Raw genomic sequence first — 19,548 nt, forward strand, 5'->3', positions numbered from 1 at the left:
TGCTGGTCGCAGCGTTGCGATCAGGTGACGACCGCCTGGCCGGGCCACTTGCTTCGGTTGCCGATCGTCTCAGGATGCGAAACGGTGGCCTGACCAACGGTGAGACGGGAGGTTTGGTCCGCATTCGTTCTGGGTAGTCACCCTCCCGGTTGATGAGCTACTCCGAACGGGTGACTTCTGGGGCTCCTCACTAGCGGCAGGAGAACGAATACGCATGAACCTCTTCGAGTACATCTCGGACCGGTGGGACCGGCTGTGGCTGCAGGCGTACCTGCACACGAGCATGGTCGTGCAGTGCACGATCCTCGCCGCCGTGCTGGGTGTGGTGATCGGCATCGCGGTGTACCGCAGTCCCATCGGCTCGGCCGTCGCCACGGCGCTGGCCAGCACAATCCTGACCGTTCCCTCGTTCGCCCTCCTCGGGCTGCTGATCCCGATCTCGGGACTCGGCTCCACCACCGCGGTCATCGCGCTGGTGCTCTACGGCCTCCTCCCGATCGTGCGGAACACGATCGTCGGCCTCGCCGGTGTCGACCCGGCGGTGACCGATGCCGCGCGCGGCATCGGGATGGGCCGGTTCGCCGTGCTCACCCGCGTCGAGCTGCGGCTGGCGTGGCCCGCGATCCTCACCGGCATGCGCGTCGCGACGCAGATGCTGATGGGCATCGCGGTGATCGCGGCCTACGCGAAGGGCCCCGGCCTGGGTTCCGAGGTCTTCTCGGGCCTCACCAACGCGGGGAGTGCCAACTCGCTCAACCAGGCCCTCACGGGCACCGTCGGCGTCGTCATCCTCGCGCTCGTGCTCGACGCCATCTACGTCCTGATCAAGCGATTGACCGTAACGAGGGGGCTCCGTGGCTGAGCACGCTTCCGAAGACCAGGTGTCCGGTGTCGAGATCGAGCTGGACCGCGTCACCAAGCGCTACTCGGGCACGCGCGAACCGGCCGTCGACGACTTCTCGATGGTCGTGCCGGCCGGCAAGATCGTGGTGTTCGTCGGCCCGTCGGGCTGCGGCAAGACCACCACGATGCGGATGATCAACCGCCTGATCGAGCCGACGTCCGGGCGCATCACCATCGGCGGCGAAGACGCGCTGAAGCTCGATGTCGACACCTTGCGCCGCCGCATCGGCTACGCCATCCAGCAGGCCGGGCTGTTCCCGCACTTCACCGTCGCGCAGAACATCGGCGTGGTGCCGGGGCTGCTCGGGTGGGACAAGAAGAAGGTCACCGCGCGCGTCGAGGAGATGATGGACCTCGTCGGGCTGGACCCGGCGGACTTCCGCGACCGCTTCCCGCGCCAGCTCTCCGGTGGCCAGCAGCAGCGCGTCGGGGTGGCCCGCGCGCTCGCGGCCGACCCGCCGGTGCTGCTGATGGACGAGCCGTTCGGCGCGGTGGACCCCATCACGCGCGGCAACCTGCAGGACGAGCTGCTGCGGCTGCAGACCGACCTCAAGAAGACGATCGTCTTCGTCACGCACGACTTCGACGAGGCCGTGAAGCTCGGCGACAAGATCGCCGTGCTGGGCAACCAGTCGAAGATCCTGCAGTACGACACTCCGGACGCGATCCTCGCCAACCCGGCCGACGACACCGTCGCCGGCTTCGTCGGCGCCGGCGCTTCGCTCAAGCAGCTGACCCTGCTGCGCGTACGCGACGTCGAGCTGAAGCAGGACGCGCTGACCGCGGGCGAGGACGAGGCCCCGGCCGACATCGCGCGCAAGCTCGACGACCAGCGCAAGCACTTCGTGCTCGTCCTCGACCGGCGCCGCCGCCCCGTGCGCTGGGTGCACCGGCGTCAGCTCACCGCGGCGACCTCGCTCGCCGACGCGGGCAAGCCGCTGCGCGACATCGTGAGCCTGCAGTCGACGCTGCAGGACGCGCTCGAGGCCATGCTCGCCGAGGGCGGTTCGGTGCCGGTCACCGGCCCGCGCGGCGAGTTCGCCGGCACGATCGAGCTGGACACCGTGATCTCCACGATCCAGCAGCTGCGCGACGAGCACGCCGACGACCACTCCGACAATCACCAGTCGGTGGGAGGTGTGACCCAGTGACAGCCGTCGTCGAAGCGGGCTTCTCCACCGAATCCGGCTCCCGCGGCGCGGAGCGCTTCCGCCTGTTCGCGCAGCCCATCGCCGTGGTCGTGCTGGTCGCGGTCACGCTCGGCTGGGTGTTCGGCACCGGGCTGACCGCCACCGAGAAGACCACGCTCAACGCGACCTCGCTGCTCACCGCGCTGCGGGACCACGTCGCCATGACGCTCGTCGTCGTGGTGCTCGTGGTGCTCGTGGCCGTGCCGCTCGGGGTCATGGTCACGCGGCGGTGGGCGCGGTTCCTCGCGCCCGTCTTCCTCGCGATCGCCAACATCGGCCAGGCCGCGCCCGCGCTGGGTGTGCTGGTGCTGTGGTTCATCTTCACCGGCGCGGTCGGCGGGCTGTGGGTCGCGGCGCTGCCGCTGGCGTTCTACTCGCTGCTGCCGGTGCTGCGGAACACGATGGTGGGCCTGCAGCAGGTGGACCCGGCGCTGATCGACGCCGGGCGTGGCATCGGGATGTCGTCGTCGGCCGTGCTGTGGCGCGTCGAGTTCCCGCTGGCGATCCCGCTGATCCTGGCCGGCCTGCGCACGTCGCTCGTGCTGGCCGTGGGTACCGCCACGTTCGGGATGTTCGTCAACGCCGGCGGTTTCGGTCTGCTGATCGACACCGGCTACAAGCTCAACCTCACGAAGGTGCTGATCACCGGCTCCGTGCTGGCCGTCGCGCTGGCGCTGCTGGTCGACTGGCTGGGCGCGGTGGCGGAACAGTTCTTCGGACCGAAGGGGCTGCGCTGATGAACGTCCTCAAGAAGGCGGGCGTCCTCGCGGGGGCCGCGCTGCTCGCCGGGACGCTCTCGGCGTGCGGGCTCGACCTCAACACGTCCGTGCCGTACTCGATCCAGCCCGGTTCCATCCAGCCGACTCCCGGCGTGCAGGGCGTGCGCGTGGTGGTGGGCTCGAAGGACTTCACCGAGAACATCATCCTGGGCTACATGGCCGAGATGGCGCTGAGCGCCGCCGGTGCCGACGTCGTGGACCTCACCGACATCAAGGGGTCCAACTCGTCGCGCCAGGCGCTGCTCAACGGGCAGACCGACGTCACCTGGGAGTACACCGGCACCGGCTGGATCAACTACCAGGGCAACGAGCTGCCCGTGCCGGGCGGTGAGCAGGCGCAGTACGACGCGACCGCGAAGGCCGACGCCGAGAAGAACGGCATCACCTGGCTCAAGTACTCGCCGCTCAACGACCAGTACGCCTTCGCCACGACCGAGGCCTACGCCAAGCAGAACAACCTCAAGACCACCACCGACCTGGCGAACTTCCTCAAACAGAAGCCCGACCAGGCGCGGTTCTGCCTGGAGACGGAGTTCACCAGCCGCCAGGACGGGTTCCCGGCGGCGGTCAAGGCGTACGGCTTCCAGAACCCGAAGATCGAGAACTTCGGCATCGGCACGATCTACTCCGCGGTGGCCAACGGCACGTGCCCGGTCGGCGAGGTGTTCACGACCGACGGCCGCATCTCGGGGCTCAACCTGCGAGTGCTGGAGGACGACAAGAAGGCGTTCCCGCAGTACAACGCCGCGGTGACGATGCGCACGGACTTCCTGAACCAGCACCCCGCGCTGCGGGGCCCGCTCGAGAAGGTGACCGCGGCGATCGACAACGAGCAGATGGTGCAGCTGTGCAAGCAGGTCGACGTCGACGGCAAGGACGCCGGCGTCGTCGCGCACCAGTGGATGATCGACAAGGGGTTCATCAAGTAAGCAGCCGGACGCGGGCCGTTCACTAAGGAATGCTAAGTTGCTCAGGAATCCTTAGTCGAGCGGCCCGCGTTCTGCCGGGCCGGGAGGAGGCGGAGGCGTTGCCGAAGCTTGAGATCATCCTGGCGAGCACGCGGCCGGGCCGGGTGGGCCTGCCGGTGGCGAAGTGGACGGAGTCCGCGGCGATCGAGCACGGCGGTTTCGACGTCGAGCTCGTGGACCTCGCGGAGGTCAACCTGCCGTTCTTCAACGAGCCGAAGCACCCGCGCCTCGGTCAGTACGAGCACCAGCACACGAAGGACTGGAGCGCGAAAGTCTCCGAAGCGGACGCGTTCGTCTTCGTGATGCCGGAGTACAACTACGGCTACAACGCCGAGCTGAAGAACGCCATCGACTACCTGCACAACGAGTGGAAGTACAAGGCCGTCGGCCTGGTCAGCTACGGCGGCGTGGCGGCGGGCACGCGCGCGGTGCAGCAGATCAAGCAGGTCGTGACCACGCTGCGCATGACCCCGGTGATCGACGCGGTGTCGGTGCCGTTCGTGCAGCAGTTCATCAGCGACGAGGGCGAGTTCGTGCCCAACGAGATCGTGAAGACCTCAGCCAAGGCCATGTTCGACGAGCTGGTGCGGGTCACCGCGTCGCTGGCGCCGCTGCGCTCGGGCGACTGAGGGAATGGCCGTGGACCGGCACGAAGTGGAAGCCCACCGCGTGTGCACGCGCTTCCACGCGGCGATCGAGCTGATCGGCACGCGCTGGACGGGCGCGATCCTGCGCGCGGTCTTCACCGGTCACCACCGCTACGCCCTGATCAAGGCCGCGGTGCCCGGCATCAGCGACACGATGCTGGCGCAGCGGCTGCGGACGCTGGAGGAGGAGGGTCTGCTGGAGAAGCGGGTCCTCACCGCCACGCCGCTGCAGGTGGAGTACCACCTCACGGCGAAGAGCCAGGACCTGGAGCCGGTTCTCGACGCCGTGATCACGTGGTCGCACAAGTGGATCCCGCTGCCGTCATGACGCCGGCGGCCGAAGCCGGGCCGTTCACCGCTTCGGGTGACCGGCCCGGCTCGCGCTCAGACGCCGAGCCGGTGCAGCAGCTGTTCCTCCAGGGAGTCGAGCTCGCTCGCGACCGCGCGGTGCGCGGCCTTGCGCCGGGTGGCGGGCATCCGCTCGGCCGCGCGGACCGTGGCCGACAGCTGTTCGAGGGTGCCCTGGGTGTCGGTCGCGAACTTCGCGTCGGCGTCGGTGGCCTTGCTCGACTTCCTGAGTTCGCCCAGGCCCTGCACGAGACCGGCGATCCGCGCGTGCAGCGCGGCGCCACGGCCGGAGAACTCGCCGATCTGGTCGACGGCGACGCCGAGCTTGCGCGCCTGGTAGCGGTCGTACAGCTCCCGGGCCGCGCCCGCCGCGCGCACCGCGTACGGCGCGACCACGGGGATCACGGCCGGGCCGAGCACCTTGGCCACCGCGATCGCGTTCTTCGCCTTCTTCGGGGTGATCCGAGCTTCACCCGCGTCCTGCTTGGCCTTGCGCGCCATGGCCCACCTCCTGCTACTCGTCGGGGTCGAACTTACTGGTCCGAGCAGGGCCGGGCATGTCGGCTCGCAGCACGGAAAGGCAGTTCTGTCGGTGGGGCCGGATAAGGTGATCGTCATGGGTAACGAGGTGCTGCTCGACGCCGGAGCGGTCAGTCGCTGCCGTCGTCGTGTGCATCTGGAGCACGACCCCGCGATGCGCGACGTCCCGCTGCCGCCGCCGGATCCCACGGCGCAGCAGCGGATCGACGACGCGACGGCGCACCGCGAGGCGATCCTGCGGCGCCTCATCGACGCGACGACCGAGGGCATGGACCCCGATGCGACCAGTGCCGACGCGACCTGGGTGCGCATCCCGCGCGACCTGCCCGCGGCCGACCGCGTGCGGCTCACGGAGGAGGCCTTCGCCGAGGGCACGCGGTTCATCTGGGGCCCGCTGCTGCAGGCCGACCCGGTCGGGCACCGGCGCGGCGGCGTCGACCTGCTCGTGCGCACCGCGACCGGTTACGTGCCGGTGCTCGTGGTGCGCCACCGCATCACCGACCGCGGCCAGGGCGCGCCGACCACCGGGCTGACCGACCTCGACCCCGCGCACCGCACGCCGGACGAGACGCGCAAGGTGCGTTCGCAGCCGCGTGACCAACTGCGGCTCGCGCACTTGCGGCGGATGCTGCAGACGTACGGCCGGGCGGAGACCGGCCGCGCCGTCGGCGGCGTGATCGGGCTCGACGCCGACGTGGTGGTCTGGCACGACCTCACCGCCGGAACCTGGCCCGGCGGCCGCAGCGCGCTGGCTGAGTACGACGCGCGCTTCGCCGACCGCCTCGCCGTGGCCACCGCGGCCGCGACCGGCGGCGAACCACTGGCCATGCCCTCGCGGGTGCTGGAGTGCCGACGCTGCCCGTTCTGGCCGACGTGCGAGGTGCAGCTCACCGAGACCCGCGATGTCAGCCTCGTGGTGCGCGGCGAGGACGCCGGCGAGCTGCGCCGCGCCGGTGTGTCCACTGTGGACAAGCTGGCCGCACTCGACCCGGCCGCCGAGGCACCGCCGATGAACTGGACCGGCGGCACGTTCGCCGACGCCATCATGCTCGCGCGCGCGTGGCTCGCCGACCTCACCGTGGTGCGCCGCACGCCGCAGGTCGAGGTGCCGCGCGGCGACGTCGAGGTCGACGTCGACATGGAGAGTTTCGGCGACGCGGGCGCGTACCTGTGGGGCACGCTGCTCTCGGGCGCCGACATCGGCGTCGAGCAGGGCTACCGCGCGTTCGCCACGTGGGAGCCGCTGCCGACCACGGACGAAGCGCGTTCGTTCGCGGAGTTCTGGGCGTGGTTCACCGACGTGCGCGAGCGCACGCTGGCGGCCGGGCTCACGTTCCGCGCGTATTGCTACAACGCGCTAGCGGAGAACCGCTGGCTGTTCGGCTCCGTCGAGCGGTTCGGCGACCACCCGGGGATTCCGGCGAAGAAGGACGTGCAGTCCTTTGTGGACTCCGACGAGTGGGTGGACCTCTTCCGCAGCGTCACCGACCAGTTCCTGTGCTCGCGCGGCAAGGGCCTCAAGGTGATCGCTCCCGTCGCGGGCTTCCGGTGGCGCGACGCGGAGGCCGGCGGCGAAGCGTCGATGCGCTGGTACCGCGATGCCGTGGGCATGGACGGCGAAACCCCCGACGACACCCAGCGCGAGCGTCTCCTGCAGTACAACGAGGACGACGTGCTGGCCACCAAGGCCTTGCGCGAGTGGATGTCCGATCGGGCACAGGTCGAGGTGCCGTTCATGCTCGACCTCTGACCCGGTGGCCGGCGCGAAGTAGGGTGGCCCGATGATCAAGGTCGAGCCACCCCTGGCGATCGAGGAGTCCGAGGCCGAAGCGGTGTTTCGGCTCGAGACCGGCGGTCCCGAATCGGTGCGTTCCGCGCTCGGTGTGACGGCCACCCGGCTCGGTGGCGCGGTCGTGTTGGCGGTGCGCAACGACCCGACCGACTACTGGAGCAAGGCGCTCGGCTTCGGCCGCACGGAGCCGGTCACCGCGGAGCTCATCGCCGAGGTGTGCGCGTTCTACCGCGCCGCGGCCACGCGCCGGGCCACGTTGCAGCTCGCGCCGTCGGTGATTCCGGAGGACTGGGCCGAGATCTGCGAGCGCGAAGGGCTCACTCCCTCGTCGGCGGTGGCGAAGCTGGTCGCGTCGGTGCCCGAGGTGGTCGCCCGAGCCGATGACCCCGCCCGCAGGCCGGCCGATGGCATCCGGATCGCTCCGGTCGAACCCGGCGACACCCCCGGTGGACGTCGCGGCTGCTGAGCGTCTTCGGCATGCCGGAAGAGCACTTCGCGGAACTGTTCGCCGCGTTGACCACCGACCCGGACTGCTACCCGTACGGCGCCTGGCTCGGCGACGACCTCGTGGGCACCGCGCTGCTCTACCACCGGGGCGACATCGGCCAGCTGTTCAGCGGCGCGGTCGCCGAGCACGCCCGCAACCGCGGCGGTCAGACGGAGCTCGTCGCCGCTCGCGCCCGGCTCGCGGCCGAGCTGGGCTGCCGCCTGCTCGTCGCCGAAACCGGTGCCGAGGCCGAGGGCGAGCACAACTCGTCGCTGCACAACCTGCTCAACCTGGGCTTTCAGGTGGCCTACGAGCGGCAGCACTGGGTGTGGCAACCCGCCGACTGACTTGCCGGCCCGAGTTCGCCTGCCCAGGCAACTTTCCGGCGTCCTCCGTGATCCAAGGGGGCGTCGGCTAGCGGAGGGCGGTGGGTGTGCGCGGGTTCGAGGTCTTCGTCGAGCGGCACTACGACGAGCTGTTCCGCTACGCGCTCGTGCTGACCGGTGACCGCGGCGAGGCCGAGGACGTGGTGCACGACGCGCTGCTGCGGCTGGTCAAGCACGTCGGCCGCACGGACATCGAGCACGAGCGCGCCTACGCCCGGCAGGCGTTGTTCCGCGTTTTCCTCGCTCGTCGCGACCGTCGCCGCCGCGAGCGGCTGATGCCGATCGCCGGGGCGGACGTCGAGGCCGGCGGAGACGCGTTCGCCGTGTCGGCCGGCCGGGCGGAGATGGTCGCGTTGCTGTGGCAGCTCCCGCCGCGGATGCGGGCGGTGCTGGCGGCGCGGTTCTACCTGGACCTCGGCGAGGCGGAGACCGCGCGGCTGCTGGGCTGTGGCGTCGGCACGGTGAAGTCGTCGACGGCGCGCGGGCTGGCCCGGCTGCGGGAGCTGTGGGCGGCCACGCACGACCCGAGTCCGGCGGCGATCGGGAGGGGACCGCGTTGAGGCAGCAGGAGTTCACCGACACCGTCCGCCGGGAGTTCGGTGAGAGCGCACTGGCGCCGCCGGAGCCAGGGGACGCGGCGCGGATGGCGCGGCGGGTGCTGGAGACGCGGACGCGTCGACGGCAGCGGCGGCTCGTCGGGGCCGCGGCCGCCGCCGTGGTGTTCGCGCTGGGAGCGGCGACGATCGGCACCACGCAGCCAACGTCGTCGCAGGTCCAGGCCGTGCCGGTGACGCAGTGGCCCGCGCGGGGGTCGCTGGCCGGGAACGTGGGGGTGGTCGATCGGGCCAGGTGGGGCTGGGGCGGGCAGGCGGCGCAGGTCGTCTTCGCCGGGAGCCGCCCGGAGGTGGGCACGATCGTCGTGCTGCGGAGCCAGGATCGGGACGGCGGCGTCCGGCTGGCGTTCCTCACTGGGCCTGACCTGCAGGTTCAGGCCGAGCTGAGCATCCCGGCCGACCGGCTCACGGCTCCGGCGTACGGCTTCGTCGCCTCCGCGCCGGACAGTGGCCCGGCCACGGGCGTCGCGGTGACGGCCCCGCAAGTCGACTCGGCGACGTTCACCTCCGGCGAGACCCAGGTGGCCGACGGCCTCGCGACCGCGGAGCTCCCGCCCACCGCGGCCGCGTGGAACACCTCGCTGGCCACCGGAAACCCGCAGCACCCGATCTTCGGCACCCTCACCAGCTCGGCGCATGACCCAGCCGTCTCCGTGGGGACCGTCGTGCGCGCGGGGGCCGATGCCCAGTTCGGCGTCTCCGGCGTCACCGCGAAGCCGGGCGACGTCGTCGCGACGCAGGCCGGGTTCGTCGGCGTGATCACCACCGGGCTCGACGACTTCGCGGTCTTGAAGTCGAACCCGGACGAGCTGTCGGGACCCTGGGGTCTGCGCACGGTGACGGCGTCCGGCGAGTCGGTGACGCTGATCGGCACCGGTGGCCCGACGACCGTCATCCCGGCCGGTGCCGGCGCACTGCACGAGGGCGACCGGATCGTGCTGACCGGCTTCGGCCGCTCTGCCGCCGTGCTCGCCCTCGGCACTGTCCACGCCGGGAAAAACGGTTCTTGGCTGCTTCAGCGTGCCGTCCCCCTGCCGCCCGACCAGTCCTCGGTGCTGCTGATCCACCGCTGACCCCTGGCGATCACCAGCCGGCTGAGCTTATACTCGTCTGCGAATACTCGTAGACGAGGAAGTGGTGACCGTGAAGCGGCGCAAGGTCGGGAACATGCTGGGGCTGGCCGTGCTGTCGGCCCTGGTCGAACGGCCGATGCACCCGTACGAAATGGCCTCCGTGCTGCGCGAACGCGGCAAGGAAGCCGACATGAAGATCAAGTGGGGCTCGCTCTACACGGTTGTCGGCAACCTCGAGAAGCACGGCTTCGTCGCCACCGTGGAGAGCGTCCGCGACGGCGCGCGGCCCGAGCGCACGATCTACCGCCTCACCGACGCCGGCCGCGCCGAGCTGGAGGACTGGGTGGCCGAGCTGCTCGCCGAGCCGGACCTCGAGCCGACGAAGTTCCAGGCCGGGCTGTCCATCATGGCCTCGCTCGGGCCGGACGAGGTGGCGGACCTGCTGACGAAACGGCTCACCGCGCTGGAAAAGCGCCTCGCCGAACGGGTGGCGGTGCTCGAAGCCTCGCGCGCCGAGGTGCCGCGGCTTTTCCTCGTCGAAGGCGAATACGAGCTGGTGCTGCTGCGCGCCGAGATCGAGTGGGTGCGCGGCCTGCGCGACGACCTGGCCACGAGCGCGCTGCCGGGCGTCGCCGAGTGGCGGCACTACCGCGAGACCGGCGAGCTGCCGGAAGACTTGACCGCTTTCACCGAAGGCGGCCAGGAGTGGAAAGCCGGCCCCGGAGGCAGTGCTGGCACACCGCCACCGGGACCGGGGAAACCCTCGAACCGATTCCGCGGACGCGGATCCGATCCTCAGGCTGCGATCACAGGATACGGGCCCGCACTCGCCGGAGCGGTTCGGCCGACCCACCGAACTGGAGTGCAACCATGACGAACACCGAGGTCAAACGACACCGGACCAAGCTCGTTCCGGAGATGGAGGGACCGGTCGCGCGGGCCTACGCGCGCGGTCGCGGGACGGCGCCGCAGCTGGCGTTCTACCGCTCGTCGGCGGCGGCGCTGGCCCAGCAGCTGCCCGCCGACGCCGAAGTGCTGGAGGTCGCGCCCGGGCCCGGCTTCCACGCGGTCGAGCTCGCGCGGCTCGGCTTCGCGGTCACGGGGCTGGACGTGAGCCGCACGTTCGTGTCCCTCGCGAGCCAGTACGCGCGCGAGCAGGGTGTCGCGGCGGAGTTCGTGCACGGCGACGTCGCGGCGATGCCGTTCGCGGACGAGTCCTTCGACTTCCTGATCACGCAGGCGGCGTTCAAGAACTTCGCCGACCCGGTCGACGCGCTCGACGAGATGTGGCGCGTGCTGCGGCCGGGCGGAGTGGCGCTGGTGCAGGACCTGCGCAAGACGGCGACGTCGGAAGACATCGCGGCCGAGGTGGCCGGGATGAAGCTGGGGCCCGTGGGCGCGTTCACGACGAAGTGGACACTCGGGCAGCTGCGCAAGCGCGCGTACACGCCGGAGCAGTTCGAGACGCTGGCGCGGGAAAGCCGCTTCGGTTCGTGCCGCATCACCACGGACGGCATCGGGCTGGAAGCGCGGCTGACGAAGGCGTGACGCGCGGGCGGTCTGGACCATGCTGGTGGTCCAGGCCGCCCGACGGCATCAGCGCGGGGCCATGCGCAGCGCGCCGTCCATGCGGACGACTTCGCCGTTGAGGTAGTCGTGGTCGATCAGCGAGAGGGCGAGCTGCGCGTACTCGTCCGGACGCGCCAGGCGCTTCGGGAACGGCACGCCGGCGGCGAGGCCCGCGCGGAACTCGTCGCTGACCGTGGCGAGCATCGGGGTGTCGACGATGCCCGGGGCGATCGTCAGCACGCGGATGCCCTGCGACGCCAGGTCGCGCGCGGCCGGCAGCGTGAGGCCGACGACGCCGCCCTTGGACGACGAGTAGGCCACCTGACCGATCTGGCCGTCGTAGGCCGCGACGGAGGCGGTGTTGATGACGACGCCGCGGGCGTCGTCGGTCAGCGGCTCGGTCTTGGCGATGGCCTCCGCCGCGATGGTGAGCACGTTGAAGGTGCCGATGAGGTTGATCTGCACGACCTTCGCGTACAGCGCGAGGTCGTGGCGGCCTTTCTTCGACAGGATGCGGGCAGAGGGGCCGATGCCGGCGCAGTTCACCACCGTGCGCAGCGGCACGCCGGAGCCGGCCGCGGTGTCGACGGCGGCCTGGACCTGGTCGGGGTCGGTGACGTCGGCCTCGACGTAGGTGACGCCGTCGACCTGCTCCGCCTTCTCGATCGACGCGGCGAGGTCGAGCGCGAAGACGCGCGCGCCCTTGGCGGCCAGCGCCTTGGCGGTGGCGCCGCCGAGGCCGGAAGCACCACCCGTGACGAGCGCTGCGGTGTCGGTGATCTGCATCTTCAGCCTTTCTGCTGCTCGTGGTGCGGCCCTGCACCGTGACGACAGGTTAACGCTCGTTCGCACCGGCGCTGGGTGTGCTACCTCACGCGAGGGCCGTTCTTCACTTCTCGCGTGGAGTATTCGGCGTCGCCCACTTCCGTTAGCGCCCGCTTCAACTCCGAATGTCACCTTCGGCATCATGAGCGCAGCTCGGATCGTGGTGGTGGGGACGGGGTACGTCGGATTGACCACGGGGGCATGTCTCGCGAGCCTGGGGCATCGCGTCACCTGCGTGGACGTGGACGAGGCGAAGGTCTCTCGCCTCTCCGCCGGCAGAGTGGACATTCTCGAACCGGGGCTGGCCGAACTGGTCACCGGTGGCATCGCGGGCGGGCGGCTGTCGTTCGTCGTCGGCGCGCGCGAAGCCGTGCGGGAGGCGGACGGCGTCTTCCTGTGCGTGCCGACGCCGATGGGCGCGGGCGGTTCCGCGGACCTGCGCGCGGTGGAGGCGGTGACGGCCGAGATCGGCGCCGTGCTGCCCGCCGGCTGCGCGCTGATCACCAAGTCGACCGTGCCCGTGGGCACGTCCAAGCGCATCCGCGCGATGCTCGGCCGCGAAGACGTTCCCATCGTGTCCAATCCGGAATTCCTGCGTGAAGGCACGGCGGTTTCCGACTTCCTCAACCCCGACCGGATCGTGGTCGGCTCCGACACTCCCGGCGCGGCGCGCTGGGTCGGTGACCTCTACGCGGACCTCGGCGCACCGGTCGTCGTCGCCGACGCGGCGAGCGCGGAGCTCGTGAAGTACGCGGCCAACTGCTTCCTCGCGCTGAAACTGTCCTATGTGAACTCGATCGCCGAGCTGTGCGAACGCCTCGGCGCCGACATCGACCTCGTGACCGAGGGCATGGGCTACGACCGGCGCATCGGCCGCACGTTCCTCAAGCCCGGCCCGGGCTGGGGCGGCTCGTGCCTGCCCAAGGACACCAGCGCGCTCGTGAAGGTCGCGGAGTCGGTGAACTACGACTTCCGCATGCTCACCTCGGCCATCGACGAGAACATCGCCCAGCGCGACCGCATCGTCGCGAAGATCGCCGGCGCCTGCGGCGGCACGCTCGCCGGCGCGCGGATCGGCGTGCTGGGCCTGGCGTTCAAGGCCGGTACCAACGACCTGCGCGACTCGCCCGCCCTCGCCGTCTCCTCGGTGCTCGGCGCGCTGGGCGCGGAGATCACGGCCTACGACCCGGCGGTCGACACCGGCATCGACGGCATGACCGTGGTCGACGACCCGTACCAGGTCGCGAAGGACGCCGACGTGATCGTCGTCCTCACCGAGTGGGCCGAGTTCAAGCACCTCGACTGGACGGTGATGGCCGACGCGATGGAAGGCGACGACGTCGTCGACACCCGCAACCTCCTCGACCCGCGCACAGTCATCGACGCCGGCCTCTCCTGGCAGGGCGTCGGCCGCCCGCGCGTGGCGGGGCGAAAGCGCGTGACGGTTTCCTAGTCGCAGTACCCTGTCCTGGCTTAGGATCACGGACGCGGCATCGCGTGTCGGTCACCGGCCGGGTGAGACATGGAGGTGCCGGGATGCCTTCTGGAGGCATTGTTCGTGTCCGTTTCCGTTGAACTGAACCATGTGATCGTGCCGTCCCGGGACAACCGGGAGTCCGCCGAGTTCCTTGCCCGCTTGCTGGGTCTCGAAGTGGGCGAGGAATGGGGGCCGTTCATCCCCGTCGAAACCGGCAATGGTGTCCGGCTGGACTTCGCGACGATCCCGCCGCGGGATCTTCGGCTGCAGCACTACTGTTTCCTGATCCCCGAGGCCGACTTCGACGCGTTTTTCGCACGGCTGAAGGAAACCGGCGTGACCTACCACGCCGATCCGGCCGGGAAGCTGGTCGGCGAGATCAACCACAACCACGGCGGCCGCGGGGTCTACTTCCTCGACCCGGGCGGCAACGGCGTGGAAGTGATCACGCAGCCCTACGAGCCGGACCGCCGTCGTCCGGCCGGCTGGTAGTCAAAATGCAGGTTGTCGGCTTGTGAGCGCCGGGTTGATCATGACGAATGCGGTTTTCTCGGTAAGGCCAGCGAGGGTGCGTGTTGCGCTGAGATGAGGCGTGGGGCCGCTGGTAGGGCTGGATTTGCGAAGATCGAATCCTCAACTCCAGCGACCCCACGTGATCACCTTTGGTGCCACGCTCGACGTGGCGCGCGTGTTGCCTTGTTCGTGACCGGTGTCCTGCGGGTAGAACGAGTCCGACGAGGTAAATCAGCTTCTCCACCGCCTATCGCCAAGAGTGCCGACCTCATGCTGAGTGAGGGCGCCGCGGCGTCACCGAAGTAGCTTTACCGCATGTCTCATCCCCTGACCCGCGCCTCGTTCAAACACGCTTTGCTCCCCATCGCCAACCCCCGCGAGCTGCCCGCTCCGCAACGGTTGTGGACCAACTCGGAATGGGAGCGGATCAGGCTGGGGCTGCAGGAGAAGGACATGGACGACAAATGGGTGGCGCTGGCCGAAGGCGACCGGCTGTCCATCTATCGCGCCGGAGTCGGGCAGTGCGTCTACGACGCCGTCTTCGCCCCTTGCGAAGGTGGCTTCCGAATCACCACAGCCCGGATGGAGGCTGGCCGCAACGACCGGCTAGACCTGCACGGCGCCTTCCTCGAACTGCTGATCACCGGACAGATCCTGCACTCGCCCGACAGTGACTTATGGGCCAGGTTCACCACACTGGGCGGAATCAACGCCCTATTCGGTTACTGACCGAGTCGCCCGCGGCCGTTAGCCGTATTGTCGTCGGCCCTCTGGCGCTTCCATTCTCGATGGCCGAGCGGGGGAATAAGCCCTCTGAAGATCAACCCATGTCGACTTTCGCTTCGAACGCACCCCGCCGGATGCTGATCATGCTCGCTCTGGCCCTGTCAAAACAGCCGACTCCGCTGCCTCGGCGAACGCGCGGCCGCGATCCTCACCACCCGCTGGACAGACCTCCGATGCATCACCCTCTGCCCCAACGCATCGGCGCCGTCCTCCGAGCAGCCCTCGTCCTCGTCCACCACGAACACCATCACCAGCACTGAAACCTCAACAAGCCGACGCACGACCCGAGCTAACCGGTGACCGTCACCGGATCTCGCACTCCGGCCGGGGTGCGAGATCCGGCCACCTGCACCAGCACTGCTCCCGCGAGCAACACGACCGCACCGACCAGCTGCGTCGCGCCGAGGGTTTCGCCGAGCCACCACCACGCCAGCCCCGCGGCGACGAGTGGTTCCACCAGCGCCAGCACGCTCGCCAGGGCCGGAGGCAGATCGCGCAACGCGCGCAGCCCGGCCAGGTAGGGCAGTACCGTGCCGGCCACGGCCAGCACCAGCACCGCCAGCCACACGGGCACGTGCAGGCTCCCGAGCGTTGCCGTGGCGGTGATCGAGGCCGGCGCCACCGCCCACGGTGGACTGACCGCGCCGACCACGACGGCGCCGATTGCCAGCCCGACGGCCGTGAGTCCCACCGAGTCGTGCCGGCCCGCGCCGCGTTCGCCGAGCAGGAAGTACCCCGCCGAGCACACGGCCGCGCCGATGCCGGCGGCGATGCCGAGCGCGTCGAGCCGGCCGCCCTGCCAGACCTGCGCGACGAGCGCCAGCCCGGCCACGCCCAGCGCGGTCCCGGCCCACACCAGCGCCGGCAGCCGTTCGCGCCGCACCACGCGCACCCACAGCGCGACCAACGCGGGCGCCAGGTTCACCAGCACCATCGCCACCCCGACCGGCACCCGGTCCACGGCCACGAAGAAGCACAGCTGCACCCCGGCCACGCCGAGCACGCCGTAGCCGAGCACCAGCCACACGTCGGACCCGCGAAACCGCAACGCCCACGGCCGCACCAGCGCGACGCCCGGCACCAGCACCACGGCCGCCAGCGCGATGCGCACGGCCGTGACCGCGGCCGGTGACCAGCCCGTGGTCATCACGGCCTTCGCCACCGGCCCGGAGCCGGCGAACAGCACCCAGGACGTGAGGCTCAACCCCGTCGCTCGTCCTCGTCCGGCCATGACCGCAGTGTCGCTGCCCGCCACCGGCGCCGACCAACGATTTTCCAGCGGACCGAAATTCACCCGACGGAAAACGCGGTGCCCGGACGACGATGTGGGTGTGACGGAACCGCGGGTGAGACCGGACCCGGCTTTCGCGCTGCTCGGGCTGTACGAGTCCGCGCTGCCGGAGGTCTACGGGTATCTGCTCGCGCGCTGCGGTGACCGCGTGCTGGCCGAGGAGCTGACGTCGGAGACGTTCCTGGGCGCCGTGGCCGCGTGCCGCAAGGGAGGTGCGCCGCCGGTGAGTACCGGGTGGCTGATCGGGGTGGCGCGGCACAAGCTGGCCGACCACTGGCGCCGCAAGGCCCGGGAGGAGCGCGGGTTGCGGCTGGTGCACGAGCCCGACGCCCACGACCCGTGGGACACCGCGCTCGACGCGTTGCGCGCACGCCAGGTGCTCGAGTCGCTCGGCGCGCACCACCGGGCAGTGCTCACGCTGCGGTACGTCGACGGCCTGCCGGTCGGCGACGTCGCCGCTTGCCTGGGCCGCACGCTCAACGCGACGGAAGCGCTGCTGACCCGTGCGAAGGCCGCGTTCCGCCACAGCTACGAGGAGAAGGGGGGCCGCGATGACTGAGCCGTTCGACGCGCTTCGCCTGCCCCCGACGCCGGTCGACCCGGACCCGGCGTTCGCCAGGGAGCTGCGGGACAACCTGCGGCGCCTCATCCTGAACGGAGCCGAGATGACCACCACCGAAACCCCCGCCGACGCCGCCGTGCGCGCGCTCGCGCCGTACCTCGTCGTCACCGATGCCCGTGCCGCGCTGGACTTCTACGTCGAGGTCTTCGGCGCGCGGCGCCGCTCCGACCCGATCGTGATGGACGACGGCCGCGTCGGGCACGCCGAGCTGGCCATCGGCGACAGCGTGCTGATGCTCGCGGAGGAGTTCCCCGAGCTGGGCAACGTCGTCGCGCCCGAGGGCGGGGCGCTGATCCGCGTGGAAGTGCCCGACGTCCGCGAGTCGGCCCGCCGCGCCGTGGAGCTGGGTGGCGAGCTGCTGCGTCCGGTCGAGGACCGCGGTTACGGGCTCGGCGGCACGATCAAGGACCCGTACGGCCAGCGCTGGCTCGTCGCGCAGGCCGGCCAGACCGCCAAGCACGCGACGAAGCCCACCCGCCACGGCGAGGCCATGTACTTCACGTTCCAGGTCCCCGACGGCGAACGGGCGAAGGCGTTCTACGGCGGCGTCGTCGGCTGGCAGTTCTCGCCCGGGTCCGTGCCGGACGCGTGGGGCTTCGAAGGCCCCGGCCTGGAAGGCGGCCTGTGGGGCGGCTCGGGCCGGCAGGTCGGCTGGAAGCTGATGTACGCGGTGGACGACCTCGAAGCGGCTCGCGCCCGCGTCCGCGACCACGGCGGCACGGCCGGTGAGGTGGAGCACCACCCGTACGGCACGACCGCCGACTGCGTCGACGACCAGGGCATCGAGTTCTGGCTCTGGGAACAACCACACGAGTGAGAAACCCCATGACCCCGGCGGGTCCCGCGCCGCCGGGGCGCACACTCGAATCATGGCCGGGCACTGGACTCCGTGCAACGAAGCTGAGCTGACCGCCGGCTGGCGGCTGTGGCTGGAGCTGGGCTCCTGCACGTGGCCGGGCCCGGACTGGGACGGCACGCCCGCGGAGGCGGTGACCGGTTTGACGCGGTTGTTCTCGACGTGCAACGAGATCCTCGAGTCCTACCGCCGCAGTGGCGGCCCGGACGGCGCCGGGATCATCGGCCTGGTGCGCTCGATGTTCCTCGCCGCCAACTGGACCCTCGAACTCTGGCGCGACGACACGGCACCGCTGGATGCCGAGCGTGCCGCGTTGCTCCACGGCGACCTCGCGGGCTTCGCGGAACACGCCGAGGCCGTCCGGACCCTGCTCGCCCGGGGCGGCGGCTGGTCGTCGCTCCCGGGCTGAGCCTTCACCGAGGATCCGGCAGCTTCCTGGCCAGCACCACCACGAGCAGCGCCACCGCGGCCAGCAGCGCCATGACCAGCACGAACGCCCCCTCGTACCCCATCGACCCCGTGCTCAAGCCCGCGAACAGGCTGCCGAACACGGCCACCCCGAGGGCCAGTGACGTCTGCTGCGTCGTGGTCATCACGCCGCCGCCGATGCCGGCGAGGTCGTGGGGGACGCGGGACAGGACGATGCGGAACAGCGTGGTCATGGCCAGGCCGTTGCCGATCCCGATGAGGACCATGGCGGGCGCCAGCTCCCACAGCGTGAGGTCGGGCCACGCCCACAACGCCGAGCCGGCCAGCACGAGCAGGCCGAGCGCCGCGATCACGCCGCCGGCGAGCACCACCTTCTGGCCGTAGCGGGCGACGAGGTGGCTGCTGACCAGCGACGTCACGAAGTACGCCACGGCCATCGGCGTCAGCACGAGACCCGAGCCGAGCGGGCCGAGGTGCAGGCCGTCCTGCAGGGTCACGGCGTAGACGAACATGAAGGACCCGAAGCCGCAGAAGAACGGCACCGCGACGACCAGGCCGTGGCGCACGTTGGCCGTGCGCAGCAGCGCCGGCGGCAGCAGGGGCATCCCGCCGCGCGCCTCCAGCCGTTTCTCGACGCGGGCGAAGCCCAGGGCGGCGAACGGGAACAGCACCAGCAGCGCGATGGTCCACCACGGCCAGCCCAGAGCAGAGCCTTCCATCAACGGCACGAGCAGCGTCAGGAGCGACGCGGCGAGCAGCGCCGTGCCCCAGCGGTCGACGCCGAGCGGGTTCTCCGCGCGGCTGTCGGGCACCGTGCGGCGCGCGACCAGCAGCCCGATGAGGCCGATCGGCACGTTGACCAGGAAGATCGGCCGCCAGCTCGTGCCCCACAGGTCGGCGGCGACCAAAGCGCCGCCCAGCAGCTGGCCGACGACGGTCGCGATGCCGCCCATCGCGCCGTAGGAGCCGAGCGCGCGCGAGCGGTGTTCGCCGGTCGTGCCGGCCTGGATGATCGAGAGCACCTGCGGCAGCAGCATCGCCGCCGCTGCCCCTTGCGCGGCGCGGGCGAGCACCAGCGTCAACGCATCGGGAGCGAGGCCGCAGACCAGCGACGTCAGTGTGAACAGCGCGAGCCCCAGCAGGAACAGCCGGCGGCGGCCGAACGCGTCGCCGAGCCGGCCGCCGAGGACCAGCAACACGGCGTACGCGATGCCGTACGCGGCCACCACCAGCTCCAACGTCGCGGTGGACGCGTGCAGATCGGTATCGATGGTGGGGAGGGCGACGTTGACGATGAAGAAGTCGATGACCGGCAGTGCCGCCCCCAGCAACACGGTGACCAGGCCGGCGGAGGTGAGCGCCGGCCTGGCGATCACGCCGGTGGGGTGCACCGGCGTAGTGGTTGTCGTCGTCATGACTACCACGCTCCGACGCTTTCGAACCTGGTACCAGG

The 19,548-nt window shown here is 70.6% G+C and carries 23 protein-coding genes; 19 read left to right on the top strand and 4 right to left on the bottom strand.

Annotation, left to right across the window (positions count from 1 at the left end; genetic code table 11):
* Window positions 1-214: 214 nt before the first annotated feature.
* The 6 genes from AB0K15_RS00485 (at window position 215) to AB0K15_RS00510 (ending at window position 4,815) form a co-directional block, all read left to right on the top strand.
* Complete coding sequence (locus AB0K15_RS00485; RefSeq protein ID WP_364043605.1) at window positions 215-862, top strand: ABC transporter permease; 648 nt, start codon at window positions 215-217, stop codon at window positions 860-862.
* Window positions 855-2,054: an ABC transporter ATP-binding protein gene (locus AB0K15_RS00490; RefSeq protein WP_364043608.1), complete on the top strand. Its 1,200-nt coding sequence runs from the start codon at window positions 855-857 to the stop codon at window positions 2,052-2,054. Before AB0K15_RS00485 ends, AB0K15_RS00490 begins: the two co-directional genes overlap by 8 nt.
* Window positions 2,051-2,830, top strand: a complete 780-nt coding sequence (locus tag AB0K15_RS00495) for an ABC transporter permease (RefSeq protein ID WP_364043611.1) — start codon at window positions 2,051-2,053, stop codon at window positions 2,828-2,830. Before AB0K15_RS00490 ends, AB0K15_RS00495 begins: the two co-directional genes overlap by 4 nt.
* The gene (locus tag AB0K15_RS00500; RefSeq protein WP_364043614.1) at window positions 2,830-3,801 is read left to right on the top strand and encodes a glycine betaine ABC transporter substrate-binding protein; all 972 of its coding nucleotides are present in this window, start codon (window positions 2,830-2,832) and stop codon (window positions 3,799-3,801) included. The genes AB0K15_RS00495 and AB0K15_RS00500 overlap by 1 nt, the downstream gene beginning before the upstream one ends.
* Window positions 3,802-3,899: 98 nt before the next feature.
* Window positions 3,900-4,469 carry an NAD(P)H-dependent oxidoreductase gene (locus AB0K15_RS00505; protein ID WP_364043617.1) on the top strand — a complete coding sequence of 190 codons (570 nt, stop codon included), beginning with the start codon at window positions 3,900-3,902 and terminating at the stop codon, window positions 4,467-4,469.
* A gap of 10 nt (window positions 4,470-4,479) precedes the next feature.
* Window positions 4,480-4,815 (top strand): helix-turn-helix domain-containing protein, encoded by a 336-nt coding sequence (locus tag AB0K15_RS00510; protein WP_364043620.1) that lies wholly within the window; start codon window positions 4,480-4,482, stop codon window positions 4,813-4,815.
* A 56-nt stretch (window positions 4,816-4,871) separates the two neighbouring features.
* Here AB0K15_RS00510 and AB0K15_RS00515 read toward each other — a convergent pair whose 3' ends face one another.
* On the bottom strand, window positions 4,872-5,336 hold the full coding sequence (locus AB0K15_RS00515) for a DUF6474 family protein (protein WP_364043623.1): 465 nt from the start codon (window positions 5,334-5,336) through the stop codon (window positions 4,872-4,874).
* Window positions 5,337-5,451: 115 nt separating this feature from the next.
* Between AB0K15_RS00515 and AB0K15_RS00520 the strand changes: the two genes are divergently transcribed.
* The 7 genes from AB0K15_RS00520 to AB0K15_RS00550 all read left to right on the top strand — a co-directional run bounded on the left by AB0K15_RS00520 (window position 5,452) and on the right by AB0K15_RS00550 (window position 11,275).
* Window positions 5,452-7,125 carry a TM0106 family RecB-like putative nuclease gene (locus AB0K15_RS00520; RefSeq protein ID WP_364043626.1) on the top strand — a complete coding sequence of 558 codons (1,674 nt, stop codon included), beginning with the start codon at window positions 5,452-5,454 and terminating at the stop codon, window positions 7,123-7,125.
* Window positions 7,126-7,156: 31 nt separating this feature from the next.
* Window positions 7,157-7,633: a hypothetical protein gene (locus AB0K15_RS00525; protein WP_364043629.1), complete on the top strand. Its 477-nt coding sequence runs from the start codon at window positions 7,157-7,159 to the stop codon at window positions 7,631-7,633.
* Window positions 7,634-7,644: 11 nt separating this feature from the next.
* Window positions 7,645-8,001 (top strand): GNAT family N-acetyltransferase, encoded by a 357-nt coding sequence (locus AB0K15_RS00530; protein ID WP_364043632.1) that lies wholly within the window; start codon window positions 7,645-7,647, stop codon window positions 7,999-8,001.
* A gap of 80 nt (window positions 8,002-8,081) precedes the next feature.
* Entirely contained in the window at window positions 8,082-8,600 is a 519-nt protein-coding gene (locus tag AB0K15_RS00535; RefSeq protein ID WP_364043635.1) for a sigma-70 family RNA polymerase sigma factor, read from the top strand.
* Window positions 8,597-9,727, top strand: a complete 1,131-nt coding sequence (locus AB0K15_RS00540) for a hypothetical protein (RefSeq protein WP_364043638.1) — start codon at window positions 8,597-8,599, stop codon at window positions 9,725-9,727. Before AB0K15_RS00535 ends, AB0K15_RS00540 begins: the two co-directional genes overlap by 4 nt.
* A 64-nt stretch (window positions 9,728-9,791) precedes the next feature.
* The gene (locus AB0K15_RS00545; RefSeq protein WP_364043641.1) at window positions 9,792-10,601 is read left to right on the top strand and encodes a PadR family transcriptional regulator; all 810 of its coding nucleotides are present in this window, start codon (window positions 9,792-9,794) and stop codon (window positions 10,599-10,601) included.
* Window positions 10,598-11,275, top strand: a complete 678-nt coding sequence (locus AB0K15_RS00550; RefSeq protein WP_364043643.1) for a class I SAM-dependent methyltransferase — start codon at window positions 10,598-10,600, stop codon at window positions 11,273-11,275. The genes AB0K15_RS00545 and AB0K15_RS00550 overlap by 4 nt, the downstream gene beginning before the upstream one ends.
* 48 nt (window positions 11,276-11,323) lie before the next feature.
* Here the strand turns inward: AB0K15_RS00550 and AB0K15_RS00555 are convergent, their stop codons facing one another.
* On the bottom strand, window positions 11,324-12,082 hold the full coding sequence (locus AB0K15_RS00555; RefSeq protein ID WP_364043646.1) for an SDR family NAD(P)-dependent oxidoreductase: 759 nt from the start codon (window positions 12,080-12,082) through the stop codon (window positions 11,324-11,326).
* 181 nt (window positions 12,083-12,263) lie between these two features.
* Between AB0K15_RS00555 and AB0K15_RS00560 the strand changes: the two genes are divergently transcribed.
* The 3 genes from AB0K15_RS00560 (at window position 12,264) to AB0K15_RS00570 (ending at window position 14,840) form a co-directional block, all read left to right on the top strand.
* A complete protein-coding gene (locus AB0K15_RS00560) occupies window positions 12,264-13,574 on the top strand; it encodes a UDP-glucose/GDP-mannose dehydrogenase family protein (RefSeq protein ID WP_364043649.1) in 1,311 nt (436 codons plus the stop codon).
* Window positions 13,575-13,643: 69 nt separating this feature from the next.
* Entirely contained in the window at window positions 13,644-14,090 is a 447-nt protein-coding gene (locus AB0K15_RS00565) for a VOC family protein (RefSeq protein ID WP_364043652.1), read from the top strand.
* Between the two features lie 336 nt (window positions 14,091-14,426).
* Window positions 14,427-14,840: a hypothetical protein gene (locus tag AB0K15_RS00570; RefSeq protein WP_364043655.1), complete on the top strand. Its 414-nt coding sequence runs from the start codon at window positions 14,427-14,429 to the stop codon at window positions 14,838-14,840.
* Between the two features lie 346 nt (window positions 14,841-15,186).
* Here the strand turns inward: AB0K15_RS00570 and AB0K15_RS00575 are convergent, their stop codons facing one another.
* The gene (locus AB0K15_RS00575) at window positions 15,187-16,128 is read right to left on the bottom strand and encodes an EamA family transporter (RefSeq protein WP_364043658.1); all 942 of its coding nucleotides are present in this window, start codon (window positions 16,126-16,128) and stop codon (window positions 15,187-15,189) included.
* Window positions 16,129-16,228: 100 nt separating this feature from the next.
* On the opposite strand from AB0K15_RS00575, the gene AB0K15_RS00580 reads away from it, so the two are divergent.
* From AB0K15_RS00580 to AB0K15_RS00590, 3 genes are read left to right on the top strand one after another with little or no spacing between them, the layout of a single operon-like run.
* Complete coding sequence (locus tag AB0K15_RS00580) at window positions 16,229-16,747, top strand: sigma-70 family RNA polymerase sigma factor (protein WP_364043661.1); 519 nt, start codon at window positions 16,229-16,231, stop codon at window positions 16,745-16,747.
* A complete protein-coding gene (locus AB0K15_RS00585) occupies window positions 16,740-17,627 on the top strand; it encodes a VOC family protein (RefSeq protein WP_364043664.1) in 888 nt (295 codons plus the stop codon). Before AB0K15_RS00580 ends, AB0K15_RS00585 begins: the two co-directional genes overlap by 8 nt.
* Before the next feature lie 52 nt (window positions 17,628-17,679).
* Window positions 17,680-18,075, top strand: a complete 396-nt coding sequence (locus AB0K15_RS00590; protein WP_364043667.1) for a hypothetical protein — start codon at window positions 17,680-17,682, stop codon at window positions 18,073-18,075.
* Window positions 18,076-18,079: 4 nt separating this feature from the next.
* Here the strand turns inward: AB0K15_RS00590 and AB0K15_RS00595 are convergent, their stop codons facing one another.
* Window positions 18,080-19,510, bottom strand: a complete 1,431-nt coding sequence (locus AB0K15_RS00595) for an MFS transporter (protein ID WP_364043670.1) — start codon at window positions 19,508-19,510, stop codon at window positions 18,080-18,082.
* Window positions 19,511-19,548: the final 38 nt, after the last annotated feature.

The sequence above is a fragment of the Amycolatopsis sp. NPDC049253 genome, from assembly GCF_040678995.1.
GTDB lineage: Bacteria > Actinomycetota > Actinomycetes > Mycobacteriales > Pseudonocardiaceae > Amycolatopsis.

Excerpts from the sequence above, each read along its gene's own strand:
- AB0K15_RS00520 (WP_364043626.1), top strand. The coding sequence starts at position 5,452 with ATGGGTAACGAGGTGCTGCTCGACGCCGGAGCGGTCAGTCGCTGCCGT.
- AB0K15_RS00485 (WP_364043605.1), top strand. The coding sequence starts at position 215 with ATGAACCTCTTCGAGTACATCTCGGACCGGTGGGACCGGCTGTGGCTG.
- AB0K15_RS00500 (WP_364043614.1), top strand. The coding sequence starts at position 2,830 with ATGAACGTCCTCAAGAAGGCGGGCGTCCTCGCGGGGGCCGCGCTGCTC.
- AB0K15_RS00560 (WP_364043649.1), top strand. The coding sequence starts at position 12,264 with ATGAGCGCAGCTCGGATCGTGGTGGTGGGGACGGGGTACGTCGGATTG.
- AB0K15_RS00530 (WP_364043632.1), top strand. The coding sequence starts at position 7,645 with ATGCCGGAAGAGCACTTCGCGGAACTGTTCGCCGCGTTGACCACCGAC.
- AB0K15_RS00515 (WP_364043623.1), bottom strand. The coding sequence starts at position 5,336 with ATGGCGCGCAAGGCCAAGCAGGACGCGGGTGAAGCTCGGATCACCCCG.
- AB0K15_RS00570 (WP_364043655.1), top strand. The coding sequence starts at position 14,427 with ATGTCTCATCCCCTGACCCGCGCCTCGTTCAAACACGCTTTGCTCCCC.
- AB0K15_RS00565 (WP_364043652.1), top strand. The coding sequence starts at position 13,644 with ATGGAGGTGCCGGGATGCCTTCTGGAGGCATTGTTCGTGTCCGTTTCC.
- AB0K15_RS00525 (WP_364043629.1), top strand. The coding sequence starts at position 7,157 with ATGATCAAGGTCGAGCCACCCCTGGCGATCGAGGAGTCCGAGGCCGAA.
- AB0K15_RS00590 (WP_364043667.1), top strand. The coding sequence starts at position 17,680 with ATGGCCGGGCACTGGACTCCGTGCAACGAAGCTGAGCTGACCGCCGGC.
- AB0K15_RS00550 (WP_364043643.1), top strand. The coding sequence starts at position 10,598 with ATGACGAACACCGAGGTCAAACGACACCGGACCAAGCTCGTTCCGGAG.
- AB0K15_RS00575 (WP_364043658.1), bottom strand. The coding sequence starts at position 16,128 with ATGGCCGGACGAGGACGAGCGACGGGGTTGAGCCTCACGTCCTGGGTG.
- AB0K15_RS00555 (WP_364043646.1), bottom strand. The coding sequence starts at position 12,082 with ATGCAGATCACCGACACCGCAGCGCTCGTCACGGGTGGTGCTTCCGGC.
- AB0K15_RS00595 (WP_364043670.1), bottom strand. The coding sequence starts at position 19,510 with ATGACGACGACAACCACTACGCCGGTGCACCCCACCGGCGTGATCGCC.
- AB0K15_RS00585 (WP_364043664.1), top strand. The coding sequence starts at position 16,740 with ATGACTGAGCCGTTCGACGCGCTTCGCCTGCCCCCGACGCCGGTCGAC.